The organism is Granulicatella sp. HMSC30F09, assembly GCF_001806915.1.
Lineage (GTDB): Bacteria > Bacillota > Bacilli > Lactobacillales > Aerococcaceae > Granulicatella > Granulicatella adiacens.
Map to the genome: position 1 here is coordinate 175,497 of NZ_KV786427.1, position 20,172 is coordinate 195,668.

Annotated in this window: 18 protein-coding genes; 13 read left to right on the forward strand and 5 right to left on the reverse strand. The window is 37.7% G+C overall.

The features are described 5' to 3' along the window. Positions 1 to 218 precede the first annotated feature (218 nt). The 4 genes from malQ (at position 219) to pnp (ending at position 7,887) form a co-directional block, all read left to right on the forward strand. Positions 219 to 1,760, forward strand: a complete 1,542-nt coding sequence (gene malQ / locus HMPREF3103_RS06105) for a 4-alpha-glucanotransferase (protein WP_049555164.1) — start codon at positions 219 to 221, stop codon at positions 1,758 to 1,760. 28 nt (positions 1,761 to 1,788) lie between these two features. Beyond that, positions 1,789 to 4,050: a glycogen/starch/alpha-glucan family phosphorylase gene (gene glgP, locus HMPREF3103_RS06110; RefSeq protein ID WP_049555163.1), complete on the forward strand. Its 2,262-nt coding sequence runs from the start codon at positions 1,789 to 1,791 to the stop codon at positions 4,048 to 4,050. Between the two features lie 31 nt (positions 4,051 to 4,081). Further along, positions 4,082 to 5,524, forward strand: coding sequence for a sucrose phosphorylase (gene gtfA / locus HMPREF3103_RS06115; RefSeq protein ID WP_070438330.1), 1,443 nt, complete (start codon positions 4,082 to 4,084; stop codon positions 5,522 to 5,524). A gap of 251 nt (positions 5,525 to 5,775) precedes the next feature. Further along, positions 5,776 to 7,887 (forward strand): polyribonucleotide nucleotidyltransferase, encoded by a 2,112-nt coding sequence (gene pnp, locus HMPREF3103_RS06120; RefSeq protein ID WP_070438293.1) that lies wholly within the window; start codon positions 5,776 to 5,778, stop codon positions 7,885 to 7,887. A 151-nt stretch (positions 7,888 to 8,038) separates the two neighbouring features. Here pnp and HMPREF3103_RS06125 read toward each other — a convergent pair whose 3' ends face one another. From HMPREF3103_RS06125 to HMPREF3103_RS06145, 5 genes are all read right to left on the reverse strand, one after another. Further along, on the reverse strand, positions 8,039 to 8,770 hold the full coding sequence (locus HMPREF3103_RS06125) for an amino acid ABC transporter ATP-binding protein (protein WP_070438296.1): 732 nt from the start codon (positions 8,768 to 8,770) through the stop codon (positions 8,039 to 8,041). Then, positions 8,770 to 10,206: an amino acid ABC transporter substrate-binding protein/permease gene (locus tag HMPREF3103_RS06130; protein ID WP_070438299.1), complete on the reverse strand. Its 1,437-nt coding sequence runs from the start codon at positions 10,204 to 10,206 to the stop codon at positions 8,770 to 8,772. Before HMPREF3103_RS06130 ends, HMPREF3103_RS06125 begins: the two co-directional genes overlap by 1 nt. A gap of 158 nt (positions 10,207 to 10,364) precedes the next feature. Further along, positions 10,365 to 11,237 (reverse strand): Cof-type HAD-IIB family hydrolase, encoded by an 873-nt coding sequence (locus HMPREF3103_RS06135; RefSeq protein ID WP_070438301.1) that lies wholly within the window; start codon positions 11,235 to 11,237, stop codon positions 10,365 to 10,367. A 13-nt stretch (positions 11,238 to 11,250) separates the two neighbouring features. Next, positions 11,251 to 11,583, reverse strand: a complete 333-nt coding sequence (locus tag HMPREF3103_RS06140) for a YtxH domain-containing protein (protein WP_070438304.1) — start codon at positions 11,581 to 11,583, stop codon at positions 11,251 to 11,253. A 3-nt stretch (positions 11,584 to 11,586) separates the two neighbouring features. Beyond that, on the reverse strand, positions 11,587 to 12,009 hold the full coding sequence (locus HMPREF3103_RS06145) for an HIT family protein (protein WP_070438307.1): 423 nt from the start codon (positions 12,007 to 12,009) through the stop codon (positions 11,587 to 11,589). Positions 12,010 to 12,219: 210 nt separating this feature from the next. Here HMPREF3103_RS06145 and HMPREF3103_RS06150 point away from each other — a divergent pair, with 210 nt between their 5' ends. The 9 genes from HMPREF3103_RS06150 (at position 12,220) to murC (ending at position 20,117) form a co-directional block, all read left to right on the forward strand. Further along, positions 12,220 to 12,960: an ABC transporter ATP-binding protein gene (locus HMPREF3103_RS06150; protein WP_005606646.1), complete on the forward strand. Its 741-nt coding sequence runs from the start codon at positions 12,220 to 12,222 to the stop codon at positions 12,958 to 12,960. Continuing rightward, positions 12,953 to 14,185 (forward strand): ABC transporter permease, encoded by a 1,233-nt coding sequence (locus tag HMPREF3103_RS06155; protein WP_070438310.1) that lies wholly within the window; start codon positions 12,953 to 12,955, stop codon positions 14,183 to 14,185. The genes HMPREF3103_RS06150 and HMPREF3103_RS06155 overlap by 8 nt, the downstream gene beginning before the upstream one ends. Positions 14,186 to 14,297: 112 nt before the next feature. Beyond that, a complete protein-coding gene (locus HMPREF3103_RS06160; RefSeq protein ID WP_005606642.1) occupies positions 14,298 to 15,101 on the forward strand; it encodes a phosphotransferase family protein in 804 nt (267 codons plus the stop codon). A 14-nt stretch (positions 15,102 to 15,115) separates the two neighbouring features. Continuing rightward, positions 15,116 to 15,784: a tRNA (guanosine(46)-N7)-methyltransferase TrmB gene (gene trmB, locus HMPREF3103_RS06165; protein ID WP_049555155.1), complete on the forward strand. Its 669-nt coding sequence runs from the start codon at positions 15,116 to 15,118 to the stop codon at positions 15,782 to 15,784. Positions 15,785 to 15,806: 22 nt separating this feature from the next. Further along, positions 15,807 to 16,133 (forward strand): PepSY domain-containing protein, encoded by a 327-nt coding sequence (locus HMPREF3103_RS06170; protein ID WP_005606638.1) that lies wholly within the window; start codon positions 15,807 to 15,809, stop codon positions 16,131 to 16,133. Between the two features lie 77 nt (positions 16,134 to 16,210). Next, positions 16,211 to 17,296: a glutamyl aminopeptidase gene (gene pepA / locus HMPREF3103_RS06175; protein WP_049555154.1), complete on the forward strand. Its 1,086-nt coding sequence runs from the start codon at positions 16,211 to 16,213 to the stop codon at positions 17,294 to 17,296. A gap of 19 nt (positions 17,297 to 17,315) precedes the next feature. After that, complete coding sequence (gene ytpR, locus HMPREF3103_RS06180) at positions 17,316 to 17,942, forward strand: YtpR family tRNA-binding protein (RefSeq protein ID WP_049555153.1); 627 nt, start codon at positions 17,316 to 17,318, stop codon at positions 17,940 to 17,942. Positions 17,943 to 17,958: 16 nt separating this feature from the next. Next, the gene (locus HMPREF3103_RS06185) at positions 17,959 to 18,762 is read left to right on the forward strand and encodes a hypothetical protein (RefSeq protein ID WP_049555152.1); all 804 of its coding nucleotides are present in this window, start codon (positions 17,959 to 17,961) and stop codon (positions 18,760 to 18,762) included. 23 nt (positions 18,763 to 18,785) lie between these two features. Then, positions 18,786 to 20,117, forward strand: coding sequence for a UDP-N-acetylmuramate--L-alanine ligase (gene murC / locus HMPREF3103_RS06190; protein ID WP_049555151.1), 1,332 nt, complete (start codon positions 18,786 to 18,788; stop codon positions 20,115 to 20,117). Positions 20,118 to 20,172: the final 55 nt, after the last annotated feature.

A 20,172-nucleotide genomic window follows, 5' to 3' on the forward strand; every position in this document is an offset into this window, starting at 1 on the left:
AAATTAAAGGAATAAAAAATACTGAATATAAGTGGTTTTTGGTTGAATTAAATAGAAATTAAGTTTATTTTATCCTTGTATATTCAAGATGTATTAAAAACTTATAAAATAATACTTGTTTTATTAAAAAAAATACTCTAATATTAAAGCAAACGGTTGCGCGAATTATTGCGCTTACATGGATAAATATACTGATTAAGGAGAGAGGTATCAAATATATGAGCAATAGAGAATCAGGTGTGTTAATGCATATTTCATCATTACCTGGTCAATATGGAATCGGAACTTTCGGTAAATCTGCATTTGATTTTGTAGATTTTCTAGTTCGTACGAAACAGACTTATTGGCAAATTTTACCATTAGGAACAACTAGCTATGGAGATTCTCCATATCAATCTTTTTCGGCTTTTGCTGGAAATACAAACTTTATCGATTTCGATCTTTTAATAGAAGAAGGACTTCTAAGTAAAGAAGATGTTGAGATGAATTGGGGCGCTGAAGAAACAACGGTTGACTACGCATTATTATATGAAAAACGTCGACCTGTTTTAGAAAAAGCAGTGGCTGCTTTTCTATCTAAAGGAAAAACTCCTGCATACGAAAAATTTGTTGCAGAAAAAGCAGAATGGTTAGAGCCATTTGCTGAGTACATGGCGATTAAAGAATTCTTTGATATGAAACCGTGGACAGCTTGGAGCGACGAAGCGATTAAACGTCGTCAAAAAGATGCATTAGCAGAATATCGCTTACGTCTTGCAGAAAAATTAGAGTATCACCGTGTGACACAATTCTTATTTGATGAACAGTGGCATGCTTTGAAAAAATACGCGAATGACAACTTTATTCAAATTATTGGCGATATGCCAATTTATGTAGCTGCGGACAGTGTGGAAATGTGGGCAACACCACATTACTTCAAAACTGATGCAGAAGGAAATCCACTTTGTGTTGCTGGATGTCCTGCAGATGATTTTTCTCCGCTAGGTCAATTATGGGGGAATCCAATTTATAATTGGGAAGCAATGAAAGAAGATGGGTTCACTTGGTGGAGCAAACGACTAAAAGCGAGCTTTGAATTGTTTGATGTGGTTCGTATTGACCACTTTAGAGGTTTCTCAGCTTATTGGGAAATTCCAGCAGAGGCTGAAAATGCAACAATTGGGAAATGGGTGAAGGGCCCAGGATATGATTTGTTTAAAGCAGTAAAGGAACAAATTGGAGATCTGCCGATTATTGCTGAAGATTTAGGATTTATGGATGAAGATGTCATCAATCTTCGTGAAGCTACTGGTTTCCCAGGAATGAAAATTCTGGAATTTGGATTTATGGGTGAAAATCCTAAGAGTGGAGATTTACCTCATCATTATCCAGTCAATGCGGTTGCCTATACAGGAACACATGATAATGATACAGTATTAGGATGGTATAAGTCGGTTCCAACAGAAACAAGAGAATTTTGTAATCGTTACTTAAATCGACGTGATGAGGAACCAATTAGCTATGCTTTACTACGTGGGTTATATGGTTCGGTTAGTCGAATGACAGTTGCAACAATGCAAGATCTACTACAATTAGATGAGACGGCTCGTATGAACATTCCAAGTACGCTCGGAGGAAACTGGGTATGGAGAATGACCACAGAGCAGTTAACAGAGGCTGTAGAAGAATTCTTACTTGGGATTACTGAATTGTATGATCGTGCGAACCCACATCATGATGAAGTGGAAATTGAAGAGGAGTTAGTAGAGGAAGAAAAGTAACCTCACGCAAACCAAAAAGGAGAGAACAATGAAAAATTTTAAACAATATGTAGAAGGAAACTTAGAAAAGTCTTTAAAAGACTGCACAAAAGAAGAAGTTTACTTAGCATTATTACAATTTACGAAAGAAAAAAGTGCAGCCTTACCACAAAACAATGGTAAGAAAAAAGTGTATTACATTTCTGCTGAGTTCTTAATCGGTAAATTATTATCAAACAATCTAATTAACTTAGGGCTTTACGATGAAGTGAAAGAAGTGCTATCAGAAGCTGGACATTCATTAGCTGAAATCGAAGAAATCGAATTAGAACCATCTTTAGGGAATGGTGGTCTAGGACGTCTAGCTGCGTGTTTCCTTGATTCCATCGCAACGCTTGGATTAACGGGAGACGGTGTTGGATTAAACTACCACTATGGCTTATTCGAACAAAAATTCAAAGATAACCAACAAGATGCTGTGCCAAACGTTTGGTTAACACCTGAAAGCTGGTTAGTTCCAACAGAAACTTCTTATAAAGTACCGTTTGCTGACTTTACATTGACTTCAAAAATGTTTGATATCGATGTTTTAGGATATGAACAATCAACTAAAAATAAATTACACTTATTCGATGTGGATTCAATTGACGAGTCTTTAGTTTCAAGTGATTCAATTGAGTTTGATAAAACTCAAATCGCTAAAAACTTAACATTATTCTTATATCCAGATGATAGTGATGAAGCAGGACACTTACTACGTATTTATCAACAATACTTCATGGTAAGTAATGGGGCTCAATTATTAATCGACGAAGCACTTGCTAAGGGAAGTAACTTACACGACTTAGCGGAATACGCAACAGTTCAAATTAACGATACGCACCCATCAATGGTGATTCCTGAATTAATTCGTTTACTTGGGGAACGTGGAATTGAATTTGATGAAGCAGTGGAAATCGTATCCGCAATGACAGCTTATACAAACCACACAATCTTATCAGAAGCGTTAGAAAAATGGCCTTTAGCATACTTAGAAAAAGTAGTGCCACATTTAGTGCCAATTATTAAAGAATTAGACGCTCGCGTAAAAGCAAAATATGAAGATCCATCAGTAGCCATCATCGACGAACAGGACCGTGTTCACATGGCGCATATGGATATTCACTACGGATATAGCGTAAACGGTGTTGCGGCACTGCATACAGATATCTTAAAAGAAAGTGAATTAAAGAATTTCTACGAAATCTATCCTGAGAAATTTAACAATAAAACAAATGGGATTACATTCCGTCGTTGGTTAATGCATGCCAACCCAGAACTAGCTAAATTATTAGATGAAACAATTGGAACAGAGTGGCGTAAGGATGCTTCTAAATTAGAAGCGTTGAAAGCTTTCCGTCATGATGCGATTGTTCGCGAAAAATTAGACAAGATTAAACGTGATAACAAGAAACGTTTAAGTGTTTACTTGCAAGAAAAGCAAGGCATCACAGTGAATGAAAATTCTATTTTTGATATCCAAATCAAACGTATGCACGAATATAAACGTCAACAAATGAACGCTTTATATGTGATTCATAAATATTTAGATATCAAGAGCGGAAACATTCCAGCTAGACCAATCACAATTATCTTTGGTGGTAAAGCTGCACCTGCTTACGTGATTGCGCAAGACGTCATTCATTTAATTCTTTCATTATCTGAATTAATCGCAAATGACCCAGAAGTAAGCCCACACTTACAAGTCGTAATGGTTGAAAACTACAACGTAACAGCAGCAACACACTTAATTCCAGCATGTAATATTTCTGAACAAATTTCACTTGCTTCAAAAGAAGCTAGTGGAACAGGTAATATGAAATTCATGCTAAACGGGGCATTAACTCTTGGTACTGAAGACGGTGCGAATGTGGAAATCCACGAACTTGTTGGTGACGACAATATCTATATCTTCGGTGAAAAGAGTAATGAAGTCATTGCGCACTATGAAAAAGGCGATTACAACGCTGGCGAGTTTGCTAAGAGAGATGCAATCCGTCCATTAGTAGAATTCGTGAAGAGTGACGCTTTACTTGAAGTAGGAAATAAAGAACGTCTAGAACGTCTATACAACGAGTTAACTACAAAAGACTGGTTCATGACCTTATTAGACTTAGAAGATTACATTGAAACAAAAGAACGTATGTATCGCGATTTCGAAAACAGAGACGAATGGAATGCTAAAGTGGTGACAAACATCGCAATGGCCGGCTTCTTCTCAAGTGACCGTACAATCGAAGACTACAACCGTGACATTTGGAAATTAAACTAAATCGATTGAATGAAGGGACACGGTGAATTCCATGCAAATTAAAAACGAAGCAATGCTGATCACTTACTCAGACAGCATGGGAAGCAATATGAAGGACTTAAAAGGCGTTTTGGATAAATATTTCCAAGGCGCCATTGGTGGGGTCCATTTATTACCATTTTTCCCATCAACAGGGGATAGAGGATTCGCTCCAAGCGACTACACTCGTGTAGATCCAACACTTGGAACATGGGAAGATGTGGATGCTCTAGGGGAACAATATTATTTAATGTTTGACTTCATGATTAACCATATTTCTCGTGAGTCTAAGTTTTTCCAAGATTTTGTAAAAAATCACGAAAATTCACCTTACAAAGATATGTTTATTCGTATCCATGAGTTCTTCCCAGAAGGACGTCCAAACCAAGCGGATATCGACTTGATTTATAAACGTAAAGATAAAGCGCCATTCCAAACTGTTCATTTTGCGGATGGAACGACTGAAGAAGTATGGAACACATTCGGGGAAGAGCAAATCGACCTTGATGTTCGTAAAGAAATCGTGAAAGAGTTTATTCGTGAAACGATTAAAGATATGGCAAGTCACGGATGCTCATTAATTCGTTTAGACGCATTTGCTTATGCAGTAAAGAAACTCGATACAAACGACTTCTTCGTAGAGCCAGATATTTGGGATTTATTAAATGAAGTTCGTGATGAAGCAGCGAAATACCAAGTGGAATTGCTTCCTGAAATTCATGAGCATTATTCAATTCAAATGAAGATTGCAGACCATGATTACTTCGTTTATGACTTTGCATTACCAATGGTAGTGTTATATTCACTATATTCAGGTAAATCAAATCGATTAGCCAACTGGTTACAAATGAGTCCGATGAAGCAATTTACAACACTGGATACGCATGACGGAATCGGTGTCGTGGATGCTAGAGACTTATTAACAGATGAAGAGTTAGATTACACTTCAAACAAATTATACGATGTAGGCGCCAACGTAAAACGAATCTACTCAAGTGAAAAGTACAATAACTTAGATATCTATCAAATTAACAGCACATACTACAGTGCTTTAGGAAATGATGATGCAAGTTACTTATTATCACGTGTGTTGCAATGTTTTGCGCCTGGTATTCCACAAATTTACTACGTGGGATTACTTGCTGGAGAAAATGACATCGAGTTATTAGAATCTTCAAAAGAAGGTCGCAACATCAACCGTCATTATTACACTTTAGAAGAAATCGACCGTGAAGTAGAACGTCCAGTCGTGAAAAAACTAATCAACTTATTACGCTTTAGAAATACATCAAAAGCGTTTGATTTAGAAGGTTCTTTTGAAGTAGAAACTCCAACTGAAAACACAATCGTGATTACACGTAAAGATGCTTCTGGTGCTGCCGAAGCACGTCTTGAAGCAAACCTAGAAACAAAAGAATTCACTATTTTCGAACAAGGAAATGTAGTCACTCTTTAATTTCTTCATTCGTAAATAACAATAGTAAGATGAGTGAGTTTATTCTCTAGAAAAGAGAATAACTCACTCGTTTTTTGTTTACAAAAAAATAGTACTTAATGGGCAGTTATGGTAAAATGACTCTGTATGACAAACTTTGTATCTTCTGGAGTCACCTTACTTTAGAAATAAAAGCGCTCGAACGCGTCGAACGTTTTCATTTCTAAAAGTAGGTCTGGAGGATACGTAAATAAGAGAAAAGGAGATTAGTTATGTCAGAAAAGAAAGTTTTTAGCTATAACTGGGGCGGACGTCAATTACAAGTTGAAATCGGCCAATTAGCAAAGCAAGCCAATGGTGCAGTGTTAGTACGTTACGGTGATACTGTTGTTTTAACAGCGGCTGTTGGTACAAAACAAGCAAAAGATACAGATTTCTTCCCGTTAACAGTAAACTATGAAGAAAAAATGTATGCTGCTGGTAAAATCCCTGGAGGTTTTATCAAACGTGAAGGTCGCCCAAGCGAACATGCTACTCTTACAGCGCGTCTTATTGACCGTCCAATTCGTCCAATGTTTGCGGAAGGTTTCCGTAACGAAGTACAAATCACAAATACGGTAATGTCAGTAGATCCTAACTGCCCACCAGAAATGGCTGCAATGTTTGGTTCTTCATTAGCATTATGTATTTCAGATATTCCATTTGATGGACCAATTGCTGGGGTAGACGTAGGTCGTGTAAACGGTGAATACGTGATTAACCCAACTACTGAACAAAAAGACAACTCAGATATCGAATTATCTGTAGCCGGTACAGCAACTGCGATCAACATGGTAGAAAGTTCAGCTAAAGAAGTGAACGAAGAAGATATGCTTGGAGCATTATTATTTGGTCACGAAGAAATCAAAAAATTAGTGGCTTTCCAAGAAGAAATCGTTCGCGAAGTTGGTAAAGAAAAAATGGAAGTGACTTTACTTTCATTCGATTCAGCTATCGAAGCACAAGTAAAAGATTTATTCAGCCAAGCCATGGTTCACGCGATTCAAACAGAAGAAAAATTAGCGCGTGAAGCAAACATCGAAAAAGTGAAAGAAACAGCCATCGAGCACTTCGAAGCTGTCTTAGAAGAAAATGATGAAAAAGCTGGACTTCTAAAACAAGTTTCTCAATTAGTCGATAATTTAGAAAAAGACGAAGTACGTCGTTTAATCACTGAAGAAAAAGTACGTCCTGATGGTCGTAAGATTGACGAAATTCGTCCATTAGCTTCAGAAATCGACTTATTACCTCGGGTTCACGGTTCAGGTTTATTCACTCGTGGACAAACGCAAGCATTAACTTCAGCAACACTTGCACCTCTTGGAGAATACCAAGTGATTGATGGTTTAGGAATCGAAGAAGGAAAACGATTCATTCACCACTACAACTTCCCACAATTCTCTGTAGGTTCAGTTGGTCGTGCTGGTAGCCCAGGTCGTCGTGAAATTGGTCACGGTGCACTAGGGGAACGTGCGTTGAAACAAGTGATTCCAAGTCCTGAAGACTTCCCATACACAATCCGTCTTGTATCAGAAGTATTAGAATCAAACGGTTCTTCTTCTCAAGCAAGTATTTGTGCGGGAACATTAGCATTGATGGCTGCCGGTGTGCCAATTAAAGCACCTGTAGCAGGTATCGCGATGGGTCTTATTTCTGACGGTACAAACTACACAGTCTTAACAGATATCCAAGGGTTAGAAGACCACTTAGGAGACATGGACTTTAAAGTAGCCGGAACTAAAGACGGAATTACAGCTCTTCAAATGGATATTAAGATTCAAGGGATTACAGAACAAATCTTACGTGAAGCCCTAACACAAGCGAAGAAAGCACGTTTTGAAATTCTTGAAGAATTAACATCAACAATTGCTGAACCTCGTAAAGAGTTAAGCCCATATGCACCTAAGATTGAAATGATTTCTATCCACCCTGATAAGATTAAAGTGGTTATCGGACGTGGTGGTGAAACAATCAATTCTATCATCGACGAAACAGGCGTTAAAATCGATATCGACCAAGAAGGTCACGTATCAATCGCTTCTACAGATGCTGCGATGATCCAACGTGCAAAAGAAATCATTGAAGATTTAACACGTGAAATCGAAGTTGGACAAGTATACGAAGGAACAGTGCGCCGTATCGAAAAATTCGGTGCATTCGTTGAAATTGCTAAAGGAAAAGATGGATTAGTTCATATTTCTGAATTAGCGTACGAACGCGTTGGTAAAGTAGAAGATGTACTAGCTCTAGGCGATAAAGTAACGGTTAAAGTTATCGAAATCGACGGACAAGGACGTATTAACTTATCACGTAAAGTATTACTACCAAAAGAAGATAAAGAGTAAGTATTACGGATTCTTTAATAAATGAAATTTTAAAACACTTCCTACATCAGTGTGATTGTCATACTGATGTAGGAAGTGTTTTTTTCTTCTCAAAAAAACGATCTTATTCCAAGTGCTTTGGAGTAAGATCGTTACTATTTGGTATTTAATTTTAGTGAAGGACTTTATTTAAGAAGTTTTGAGTACGTTCGTTTTGTGGGTTACCAAATACTTCCTCAGGAGTTCCTTCTTCGATGATATAACCGCCATCCATAAAGATAACGCGATCACTAACCTCACGCGCAAACCCCATCTCGTGCGTTACCACAACCATCGTCATCCCTTCTTTAGCTAGGTTTTGCATTACTTCTAATACATCTCCAACCATCTCTGGGTCCAGTGCTGAAGTGGGTTCATCGAATAGTAACATTTTTGGTTTCATTGCAAGCGCGCGGGCAATAGCTACACGTTGCTTTTGACCACCTGAAAGAGATTTAGGAGAGACGTCGGCTTTATCTGCAAGTCCTACCATGCCAAGTAGTTCCATCGCATGTTCTGTTGCAGCTTCCTTTGTCTCACGACCTAATTCTACTGGGGCAAGAATGATATTTTCAAGAACGCTTAGGTGAGGAAAGAGGTTGAAGTGTTGGAACACCATTCCGATTTCCTCACGAACTTTATTTAAGTTAGTTTTCTTATCTGTTAAATCATGACCGTCAATGATAATATGACCGCTATTAATTTTTTCAAGACGGTTTAAACAACGAAGAAAAGTTGATTTACCAGAACCAGAAGGTCCGATAATACAAACGACTTCGCCTTCCTCAATAGAAAGGTCGATGGATTTTAATACTTCTAAGTTGCCATATTTCTTTTGTAGTTTTTGAACTTCGATAATAGCCATTATTTTAAATTCCTTTCTAAGTGAGCTGAAAGTTTCGTTAATAGAACAATTACGATTAAGTACATCACGCCGACGATTAACCACATTTGACTTGATTGTAAGTTACGAGCGATGATGACTTTACCTGTTTGTGTTAATTCGGCGATACCGATAATTGAAAGGATAGAAGTGTCCTTCAATGTGATAACGAATTGGTTGATGAATGAAGGTACCATAATTCGAATAGCTTGGGGTAAGATAACTTTTTGCATGCTTTTTGAATATGGCAGACCTAAACTCATACAAGCTTCGTATTGTCCTTTATCAACGGCTTGGATACCCCCACGGATAATTTCTGCGATATAAGCGGAAGCATTCAAGCTTAAGGTGATAACACCTGCTACGAACGGTTGCATCGTAATATCGAAAGCTTGTGGAATTCCAAAGTAAATGAAGAACGTTAATACAATTAACGGAACACCGCGGATGATATCAATGTAAAATCCTGCGATTGCTTGAACGATATTGTTTTGGCTGGTTTTCATTAAACCGAAGATAATACCGATTAAACTTGCAAAGATTAAAGCAACAACCGTTAATACAATCGTATTCCATAAACCAGTTGCAAGAGTTTTCCAGTTTGTTTTAATTAAACCTAGAATGCTTGTTGCTTCTGTGTTTTCACTAGCATTCGTAGTGTATTTGTTGATGATTTCATCATACTTACCGCTTTCTTTTAGTTTTTTCAAACCATTGTTGAAAGCAGTGATCAATTCAGCATTTTCACCTTTATTTACAGCAACACCATATTCTGTTTTGTTTTCGTTATGGTCTGTCATTTTTAAAGGTAAGTTGTTTGATGTGATTGAGTAGGCAAGTACTGGATAGTCTTCAAATAAAGCGTCGCTGTTTCCTACCATTACATCTTGGTACATACTTGATGAATCTTCAAAAGTTGTGATTGTAAAGCCATATTTACTCTTGATAGATTCAGCATAAGTGGCACCTTGTGTTCCTAATTTAACGGCAACTTTTTTTCCTTTTAAATCAGAAAGGCTTGTGATGTCAGAGTTTTTTGAAACTCCCATTCCGATTCCGCTGTCATAGTAACTATCTGTGAAGTTGAATTTTTGTTTACGTTCATCAGTAATTCCCATTCCAGCCATAACAGCGTCTACTTGTCCAGCTTCTAGGGCTTGAACAGCTGCATTAAAGCCAAGAGCCTTAAATTCTACTTCGAAGCCTTCAGCCTCTGCGATACTCTTCATTAATTCAATATCAATTCCGACATATTCACCATTTGTATCTTGGTATTCAAATGGTGCGAATGTAATATCTGTTGCGATTACATATTTTTTAGTTTCTGCTTTTACAGAATTTGTCGGAGAAACGAGGGATAGAAGAGTCATCAATAGAGTGACTAGAACAGCTCCCAAGCTAAATTTCTTTATGTTCATACATATTCCTCCAAATCTACCTTATGTAAAAGGTTTTTCCATTATATGGAAGATTTTCTGAAAATGCAAAAATCAACTCTCATCTCATGTTACATTATATAACATAGCAGTCGATGAATAAAAAATCTCTTCTCTAATAAAAGAGAAGAGAATCATCATTATTTTTCTTCTTCAAGGACACGCCAAATCGCTTTTGCCACACCGCCGTTAACATTGGTGTCTGTCACAAAATCAGCAACAGCTTTAACTGCCTCTGGAGCATTTCCCATCGCAACACCGATTCCAGCATCATGAATCATCGAAACATCATTAAAATTATCGCCGATAGCAAAAGTTTGTTTCATGGATAATCCAAGTGTTTCGGCGTAGTGGGCAACAGCAATGCCTTTTTGTGCATCTTTATGGTTAATTTCCAAATCGGTATAAAATGCGGAAGTGACCACGAGATTTGGATGCACTTGATTGATATGCTCACGAATAGGTTTGAAATAAGTAGGTCCATCATCGTGTGATACGATAATCTTGAACACTTTAATATCCGGAATCGATAGCACTTCTTCAGAAGTAGTAACATCGGTTGCTTCTAAAAGAATTTTTAGCTGCTTAATTTCTTCCTTTAGTTGCTCAGGTGTTAAATTGTTTCTTTCCACCTTTTTTCGTTCAATTACCTTGTTGATAAAGAGAGCGTAGTTCTTTCTAAAGTTTCCTTCAGAAGTTACAAGTTGCCAATCCAAGTCAATCGAATCGAAGTAGTCCAATAGGGTATAGACGGTGTCATGGGGAATGGTTACTTCCCAAATAATGTCATGTTTTTTATCGAAAATCTGAGCGCCATTCATCGCAATCACAGGAAGATGTAATTCGGCTTGTTCGAGTGCGAAATTGGCCTGGAGATAATCACGTCCGGTACAAACGATGAAGTGTTTTCCTAATTTTTGCAATTTGCGAATAGCTTTGACGTTGTTTTTATGAATCTCTACATGATTTGTGAGGAGAGTACCGTCCATATCCGATGCAAATAATTTTATCATAAGAGTAGACCTTCTATTTCATTTCGTTTAGATGATTTTGTAACGTTTGAATTTTATCTTGAATGCGTCTGAAGCGAGGTTTATTTTCCAATTGGAATTTTGTTACTTCTTCTTGAATAGAGTTCACAACTGCCATTGTTTGTGGAACAATCACGTCTTGGATTTCTTTAATCCCTCTTTCAAGGGTTGCTTTTCCGTTATGAATAACCGCGACTTCTTGACTAACTTCCTGAATCTGTTTGGATAAGATTTCACGGTTTTCTTTTCCGCTTCTTGGGTTGCTTAATAAGGCAACGACACCACCGATGACACTACCAAAAATAAAACCTTTTAGAAATTTACTCATTGATTATGCCTCCATTTGTTCGCGGATTGATTGCGCAATTTTTGCTAATACTTCTGAATTTGGATTTGTTGGTTCCCATTTTAATCCAAAACCATCTTCTTTTGTATAACGTGGAATAAGATGGATATGAGAGTGGAAGACGCTTTGGTAAGCCAATTCACCATTGTTACTTAAAATATTTAATCCTTTAATATCTGGGTTTGATGCTTGAACGGCACGTGCAATTTTAGGAATACGTGCAAAAACTGCGCTTGCTAAGTCTTCATCATATTCGAAGATATTGGCAACATGTTTTTTAGGAACAACCAGTGTGTGTCCTGGTGTCACTTGAGAAATGTCAAGGAACGCGAGTACTACGTCATCTTCATACACGATATGTGCCGGAATTTCTTTATTAATAATTTTATCAAAAATACAATCTGTCATGGTATTTCCTCCTTGAGTTTGTACCTCTATCGTATCAAAAAAAGCCTTGAAATGAAAGGATTGCAGAACGGAGATTTGTTATTTTGTCCCTAGAACGAATTCACTCGATTATAGTTTACTGAATTTGAGAAAGTGCATTTATATAGCGTTCTTTCACACTTTTTTGGCTTTATGGTATAATGAAGAGAATAGTTAGATAGGAGAAATTATATGTCACTACAATTAAACAATGTAACTGCAGGATATACAAAAGTTCCTGTCATTACAGACATCACTTTTGATGTAAATCCTGGTGAAATTTGTGGGCTTATCGGGCTCAATGGTGCCGGGAAGAGTACGACGATTAAAACGATTATTGGGCAACTTACCCCTTTTAGCGGAAGAGTGGAAGTGGAGAAGCTTAGTATCCTCGAAAACCAACGAGGCTACCGTCAGTCGATTGCGGTCATTCCAGAAAGTCCAGTTCTTTATGAAGAATTGACGTTTAGAGAGCATATTGAATTTGTGGCTCGTTCATATAACCAAATGAACGAAGAAACAATGGCCCATGCAATGGAACTCGTGGAAGCATTTCGTTTAACGAAGCAATTGGATTGGTTCCCAGCGTATTTTTCAAAAGGGATGAAGCAAAAAGTACTCATCGTCTGTGCATTAATGCTAGACGTGCCTGTTTATGTGGTTGATGAGCCATTTTTAGGACTTGATCCACTTGGGATTCGTACCTTACTTCAAGTCTTAAAAGAGAAAAAGGAAAAAGGCGCAGCGATTTTAATGTCGACGCACGTATTAGATACGGCAGAGAAGTATTGTGATCGTTTCATCGTATTACATGAAGGGAAAGTAATTGCGCAAGGCGATATCGAAGGCTTACGCGCAACTTCGAATATTGAAGAAAATTCTCTAGAGGAAATTTACTTTGCATTAACGACAGGGGATGATGCCCATGAATAGTGCAACAATTTTTGAGGCCAGGGTAAGAAAATATCAAAAGAAAAGCATGAAGTATATTCGCTATATGCTTAATGATCATTTCTTGATTGTTTTATTTTTCTTATTTGGCTTTATCATGGTGCAATACTCGAATTGGATTCAAACGATTCGTGTATTGGAATGGCCTTTACTAGGGTTACTTGCAGTTCTACTAGCGAGTGTTCCATTCTTTGGTGGAATAGCAACGTTACTTGAACCAGCAGATGCAATCTTCTTATCGGTAGTGGGGCAAGACTTTAAGGCGTACTTACAAAAAGCGATTCGTCGTAGTTGGGCGCTTCCGCTACTTGTGATGCTGGCTTCCTCTGGAATTGTCTTTCCAATCGTAGCACAAGCCTTTGGAACGAATATGAGTATGTTCACAAAGATATTCCTCTTACAAGTGCTCTTTAAAGATTTATTATTCCGTTGTACGAAATACGCTTATCGTGGAGTGCTTCATTTTACATGGATAGAAAAACTCGGTATTTACTTAATTGCAGTAGCGAACTTCTTCGGAATGTTTTTATGGATTTCTGAAGCGTGGTCATTTGTATTTTTAGTGATTCCAATCCTTCTAAGTATTTTTATCGAGTACTATTATGGGAAAGCGGCTTTTGTATACCGCTTCGATTCTATGATTGAATTGGAATTAGAAAGACAGCAACGAATTTATCGTTTATATGCGTTGTTTGTAGATGTGCCAATGGTTCATAAACCTCAAGCCCAACGTCGTTCTTATTTAGATGCTGTTTTGAAGATACTTGTTGGAAAGAATCCAAGTGGTCACCGCTATTTAGTGAGTCGTACGGTCGTTCGTACGAGTCAATATATGAGTTTATTATTACAACTGTCGGTTGTTAGTTTTGTAGTCGCATTATTTTCTCAAGAGTATTATTGGAATTTTATCATCAATGCGTTACTTGTGATGCTATTAGGATTCCAACTCGTTGGTGTTATCCAAAGTGCCAACACGCAAAATAGTCATTTTTCTTCTCTTGCAGATAACAACGTACGTCTTCAGGATAATTTATCAGTCCTAATGTGGACGATGGTCGCATCTGGTATTGTACTTGGAATTTCTTCAGTAATGGGAATGCGTGAAGTAATTGGTTTAGTAGGGATTATTTTTTATCCGGTTTTCGGAATTTTATTCACTCAATTTTATTTACGTTATCGATTATTAAAGAAAAGAAGAAAAATATAGAATATATATATCAAAGTAGGTCAAGAGCTTGACTGTATGGGGATAAAACCATAAAATAAAAGAATAGATTTATTATAGAAATCAATAGAATTTGTCGTTAGGGATGGAATAAATGGAATATAACATGGACTCAGGATGGGATCTTCATCCAATTGGTGGAGACACCGGTCAAGCATATATGGGAGTAAAAGACCATGAACGCGTGTTTCTAAAAAGGAACGCCTCACCATTTTTAGCGGTGTTATCGGGTGAAGGTATCACTCCTAAGTTAATATGGACCAAACGTGCGGGTAATGGGGATGTCATTACGGCTCAAGAATGGTTAACTGGTAGATCCCTTACTAAGGAAGAAATGGGGTCCATCGAAGTCATCGAGCTGTTACAACAAATCCATCAGTCCCCAAATCTTTTACAAATGTTACAGCAAATTCAAGGTGAAGAATATAGCACACAGAAATTTATTGATGAATATTTGAATAATTTACAATCGGGATTACAAACACATCGTTTTTTAAACGAAGTATTGAATTATTTGATTGAAACTATTCCACTGGTAAGTGAAGTTGGGAAGACAGTTTGCCATGGAGATCTTGATCGTCGTAATTTCATGTTATCTGAAGACGAGAAGCTCTATCTTGTAGACTGGGAAATGGTGCGGCTTGCTGATCCAGTTTCTGATTTGACAATGATACTAACGCAATATATCCCTGTGCATCAATGGGGAGAATGGCTCGATATGTATGGATTACAGCTTTCTACAAATATTTATCAGCGAATTGAATGGTATGCTTTAATGAATTGCTTGAATTATATTAAGAAAACACACTTTGAGGGACGATACCTTGAAATGAATGAGAAAATTCTTTTGGTGAAGTCGATTTACAATAATCGTATCGGAAAACCAAGAGAATCTTAGACAGGAGTTAGACTGTGAGATTAAGAAATAAACCTTGGGCAAAAGATGCTTTAGCGGCTCACCCAGAAATGGTCATCCAAGATCCAGCGCAATGGAAGGGAAGATGGCATGAGCGTTTTGGCAATAACAACCCAATCCATATTGAGATTGGTTCTGGGAAAGGCCAATTCGTGAGCGGAATGGCTCGTCAAAACCCAAACATTAACTATATTGGAATCGAAATTCAAGAAAGCGTCCTAGTAGTCGCACTTGAAAAAGCTCTTGCAGCAGATGTTCCAAACTTACAATTATTACATGTGAACGGTGGACAAGTAACAGACTACTTCGAAGACGGAGAAGTAGACCAAATTTACTTGAACTTTTCAGATCCTTGGCCAAAGAAGCGACATGCGAAACGTCGCTTGACTCATGAAAGTTTCTTAGGCGGATATGAAAAAGTATTACCACCATTTGGAGAATTACATTTTAAGACAGATAACCGCGGATTGTTTGAATACAGCTTAGCGTCATTCTCACAATTTGGACTTGTGTTAAAACAAGTATGGTTAGACCTACATCAAGTGGAATTTCCAGGAAATGTGATGACAGAATACGAAGAGAAATTTTCAGCAAAAGGTCATCCAATTTATCGTGTGGAAGTGATTTTCCCACAAGAGAGAATAGTTTTTAAACAACCTAAATAACATATAAAGGAGCCTGATTCGTATGGGGTCAAAAAATAGTTTCAAAGGTGCAAGTTTTTTACTAGCAGCGGGGGCCGTTATCGGTGCATGGGCCACTTCCAAATGGTTTGAACGTAGAAATGTCAATGGAGATGTTATTGTTCAAAATGTACGCAAATTATTTCAAGTAGTAGGTACTATCGAAGGCTCTTGGATTGAGATGGAACCTGTATTCGTGGATAGTCCAGAATTTTATGGGGAAGTTTATTATGGCGGAGTTACTCGTAAGGAAGATGATGAACTTGTCCAATACGAATTTTATGCAGATGCAAAAACAGGAGCCGTTATTGATTTATACAAAATTGGATAATCAAAGAAAGCTGGAGGACCTCCAGCTTTTGGCGCGTTTATAAGATATTTTATAGAGGTAGGAAAGAAGAGGATACAATGGAAGCCAAAACAGAACAATTAATCAAAACGTTAACACAAATGAAAGGAACTAGTGGACACGAAGGCCGTATTCGCGAATTCATGAGAAATGAATTAACACCTTTAGTAGACCGCATTGAACAAGATGGTCTAGGCGGTATTTTTGGGGTTCGTGATAGCAAGGAAGAAGATGCACCACGCATTATGATTGCTGCACACATGGACGAAGTTGGTTTCATGGTAACAAATATCACTCCAAACGGAATGTTCAAAGTAAGTCCTTTAGGGGGATGGAATCCATATGTAGTTTCAGCGCAACGTTTTACTTTATTAACTCGTAAAGGTGACTACCCAATTATTTCTTCTTCAATCCCACCACATCTATTACGCGCAGCTGGTGGTCAACAAGCAGCTGTGAAAGTAACTGATATTTTATTTGACGCTGGATTCACTTCACGCGAAGAAGCCCTTGAATATGGCTGCCGTCCTGGAGATACAATTGTTCCAGATGTAGAAACCATTTGGACTGCGAATAAGAAACGCATGATTTCTAAATCGTGGGATAATCGATATGGATGTACAGTAGTTCTTGAAGCGTTGAAAGCTGTTAAAGATGAAACTTTACCAAACACATTAATCGCTGGAGCAAACGTGCAAGAAGAAGTCGGATTACGTGGAACTGGTCCAAGTGTGACAAAGTTCAATCCTGATTTATTCTTTGCGGTAGACTGCTCAGCAGCAGATGATATTAATGGTTCAAAAGAAACTTTTGGACATTTAGACCAAGGATTCTTATTACGTATTTTAGACCCAGGGATGGTGACTCTTCCCCGTATGAAAGAATTTTTAGAAGACACAGCATTAACACATAACATTCCGTTCCAATACTTTGTTTCACAAGGTGGAACAGATGCTGGTAAAGCACATTTAATGAATCAAGGGGTTCCAAGTGCGGTTATCGGTGTATGTGCTCGTTATATTCATACACACCAAACAATGTTCTCAATTAAAGACTACGAAGCAGCACGTGAAATGGTCATCCAAACAATCCGTGCATTAGACCGTAGCACAGTAAACACCATTTTAGACGGAAGAACAAATTAAGATTAAAGAGGTACAATATATGTGGTTAAGTTTTTATAATAAAAAGGGAATCGGCGATACGTTATTATTAACAAGCGGAACAGCAAGCCGTTACGACGTCGAATATGAGAAAAAAGGAAATGTGACTCAAGTCTTTGTTCGTGAGTCAAAAGAAGTTCTAGGCTATAATATTGAAAAGATTTCTGAAGTGATTTCATTTGAAGAAGATGGACAACAAATCTTAACTCCTGAGCAACAAGAAGTTGTAAAAGGATTGATTGAAAAAGCTGGGTTTGATGTTTCAACTTTAGTTTTAACGCCGGAAGATGCACTTGTAGTTGGATACGTTGAAAGTTGCGTAGATCATGAAGATTCAGACCACCTACATGTAACAATGACACGAGTAAGTGACTCTGAAGTGTTACAAATCGTCTGCGGAGCACCTAACGTAAAAGCAGGTCAAAAAGTAGTCGTTGCAAAACCTGGTACAGTAATGCCAAGCGGTGCCATCATTTGGGCTGGAGAATTACGCGGAGTGGCTAGTCACGGAATGCTTTGCTCAGCACGTGAATTAGGATTAGAAAATGCACCAGCGAAAAAAGGAATCTTAGTTTTAGATGATGCGACTCCAGTAGGAACGCCATTTAAATCATTAAACTTACAATAAAGGAGGATACGGAGTCATGAATGAACCATTTAACGAGAAAAACGATTCATTCGCTTCTTTGCAATCAAGACGTGAAAAGTCTACTTTTCCAAACTACTTGAAGCAAGGTCAAACTTTTGAAGATCAAGTCGTCGAAGAAATGACGCGAGTTGATGCAACTAGAAAAGATGAGACTCCACATGAATCCTTACCATTTGATAAGAGACCTGATGCAGCACTTTTTCAATCGAATGAAAAAGAGGAGCATCAATTACCAGCGCAATTTCGTTCATTTAAGGAAAAAGCGACGGAAGGTCATCAAAAATATAAACCGCGTGTGGATTGGACTTCTTATTTGAATACGAATCAACGCAAACCTTTTAAACCAAGTACGGTACCTTCAAGTACAAGAGGTTTAGAACAAGGAGAGACACCAAAAGTTTCTTATCGTGAATTAGAAAGAGAGTTATTACCAAATAGCACGGACTTGATTTTATTCGAAAAGGAAGAATCCTTATTGGTGTCTGTTGAGGAACAAGAAGATACCATTGAGAAACGCTTGAAGGAGTACAATGGTACCTCTCATGAGAAGCCGGTACAAAGCCAAGTTTTCGCAACAAAGGGCTATGTTCCAGCCTTTAAACGCAAACAAGAATCTGATGTTGAAGTTGTGCAAGAGTCCTTATTAGAAGGGTTACCGGAGACAAAAGTTGAAAGACGAAAAGCGCCGGAAAAACCACTAACGGGAAAACAAAGACGAGCGATGAAAAAATCATTATCGATGATTATGGAACAAGAACAGCAGGGACGCCATTTACCTTATGGTCATCCCAAAAAATAGTAGTAGAAAAGTGAGGAGATAGAATGGATAAAAGCAAGATTTATCATTTTACAGGAATTAAAGGCTCCGGAATGAGCGCACTAGCGTTAGTTCTGCATGGTGAAGGATATAAAGTGCAAGGCTCTGATTTAGAAGAGTATTTCTTCACACAAAGAGGACTTGAAGAAGCGGGGATTCCTTTACTACCTTTTAGTGCCTCTAATATTAAAGAAGGACAAATTGTGATTGCAGGTAATGCATTTCCAGATAGCCACGAAGAATTAGTTGCCGCTCGCGAAAAAGGAATAGAAGTCATTCGATACCATAAATTTTTAGGCGAATTGTTGAAAAATTATAAGAGTGTTGCGATTACAGGTTCTCACGGAAAAACGAGCACAACAGGTTTGTTAGCCCACGTATTAAGTGGAATGGAACCAACAAGTTATCTTATTGGAGATGGAACTGGTAAAGGAGTTGAAAGTTCAGAACACTTTGTATTAGAAGCTTGTGAATATAAACGTCATTTTATGGCTTATCGACCAGATTACGCTATTATGACGAATATCGATTTTGACCACCCAGATTATTATACGGATATCGATGATGTACAAAGTGCCTTTGAAGCCTTTGGTAAACAAGTGAAAAAAGGAATTATTGCTTGTGGTGATGATGAAAGACTTCGTACACTAGAGGCTATTGTTCCTGTAACCTATTATGGTGTTGGTGAACATAATGATGTAATTGCTAAAAACATCCGCAAAGAGAAAGCAGGAAGTTATTTTGATGCTTATATTCACGGTGAATTATATGGTCATTTTTACATCCCTACATACGGAGACCATAACATCTTAAATGCACTTGCAATTATCGCTTTCTACTATTTAAATCAATTAGATCCAAATGAACTAGCTCAGCAGTTTCGAACATTTAGTGGCGTAAAACGTCGCTTTTCTGAAAAAGTTATTAATGGTGTAACTATTATTGATGACTATGCACACCATCCATCTGAGATTCGTGCTACATTAGATGCGGCTCGACAAAAGTATCCTGATAAAGAAGTAGTAGCTGTCTTCCAACCTCATACTTTTACGAGAACAATCGCGCTTTTAGAGGAGTTTGCTTCAGTATTATCTCTAGCAGACCACGTTTACCTATGTGAAATATTTGCATCTGTTCGTGAAGAAGCCGGTGATGTTTCTATTGAAGATTTAGCAAAATTAGTAAAAGGTGGAGCGAAAGTATTACCACTTGAAAATGTATCTCCACTTCTATCCTATAAAGATGCTGTGATTGTCTTTATGGGAGCAGGAGATGTACAAAAATATGAATTTGCATATGAGAAACTATTATCGAATACTTCTCCAACACAAAACTAAATGAACCAAAAAGCTTGGCGAAAGTGATATGTACCCCCTTTACTGGACAAACCAG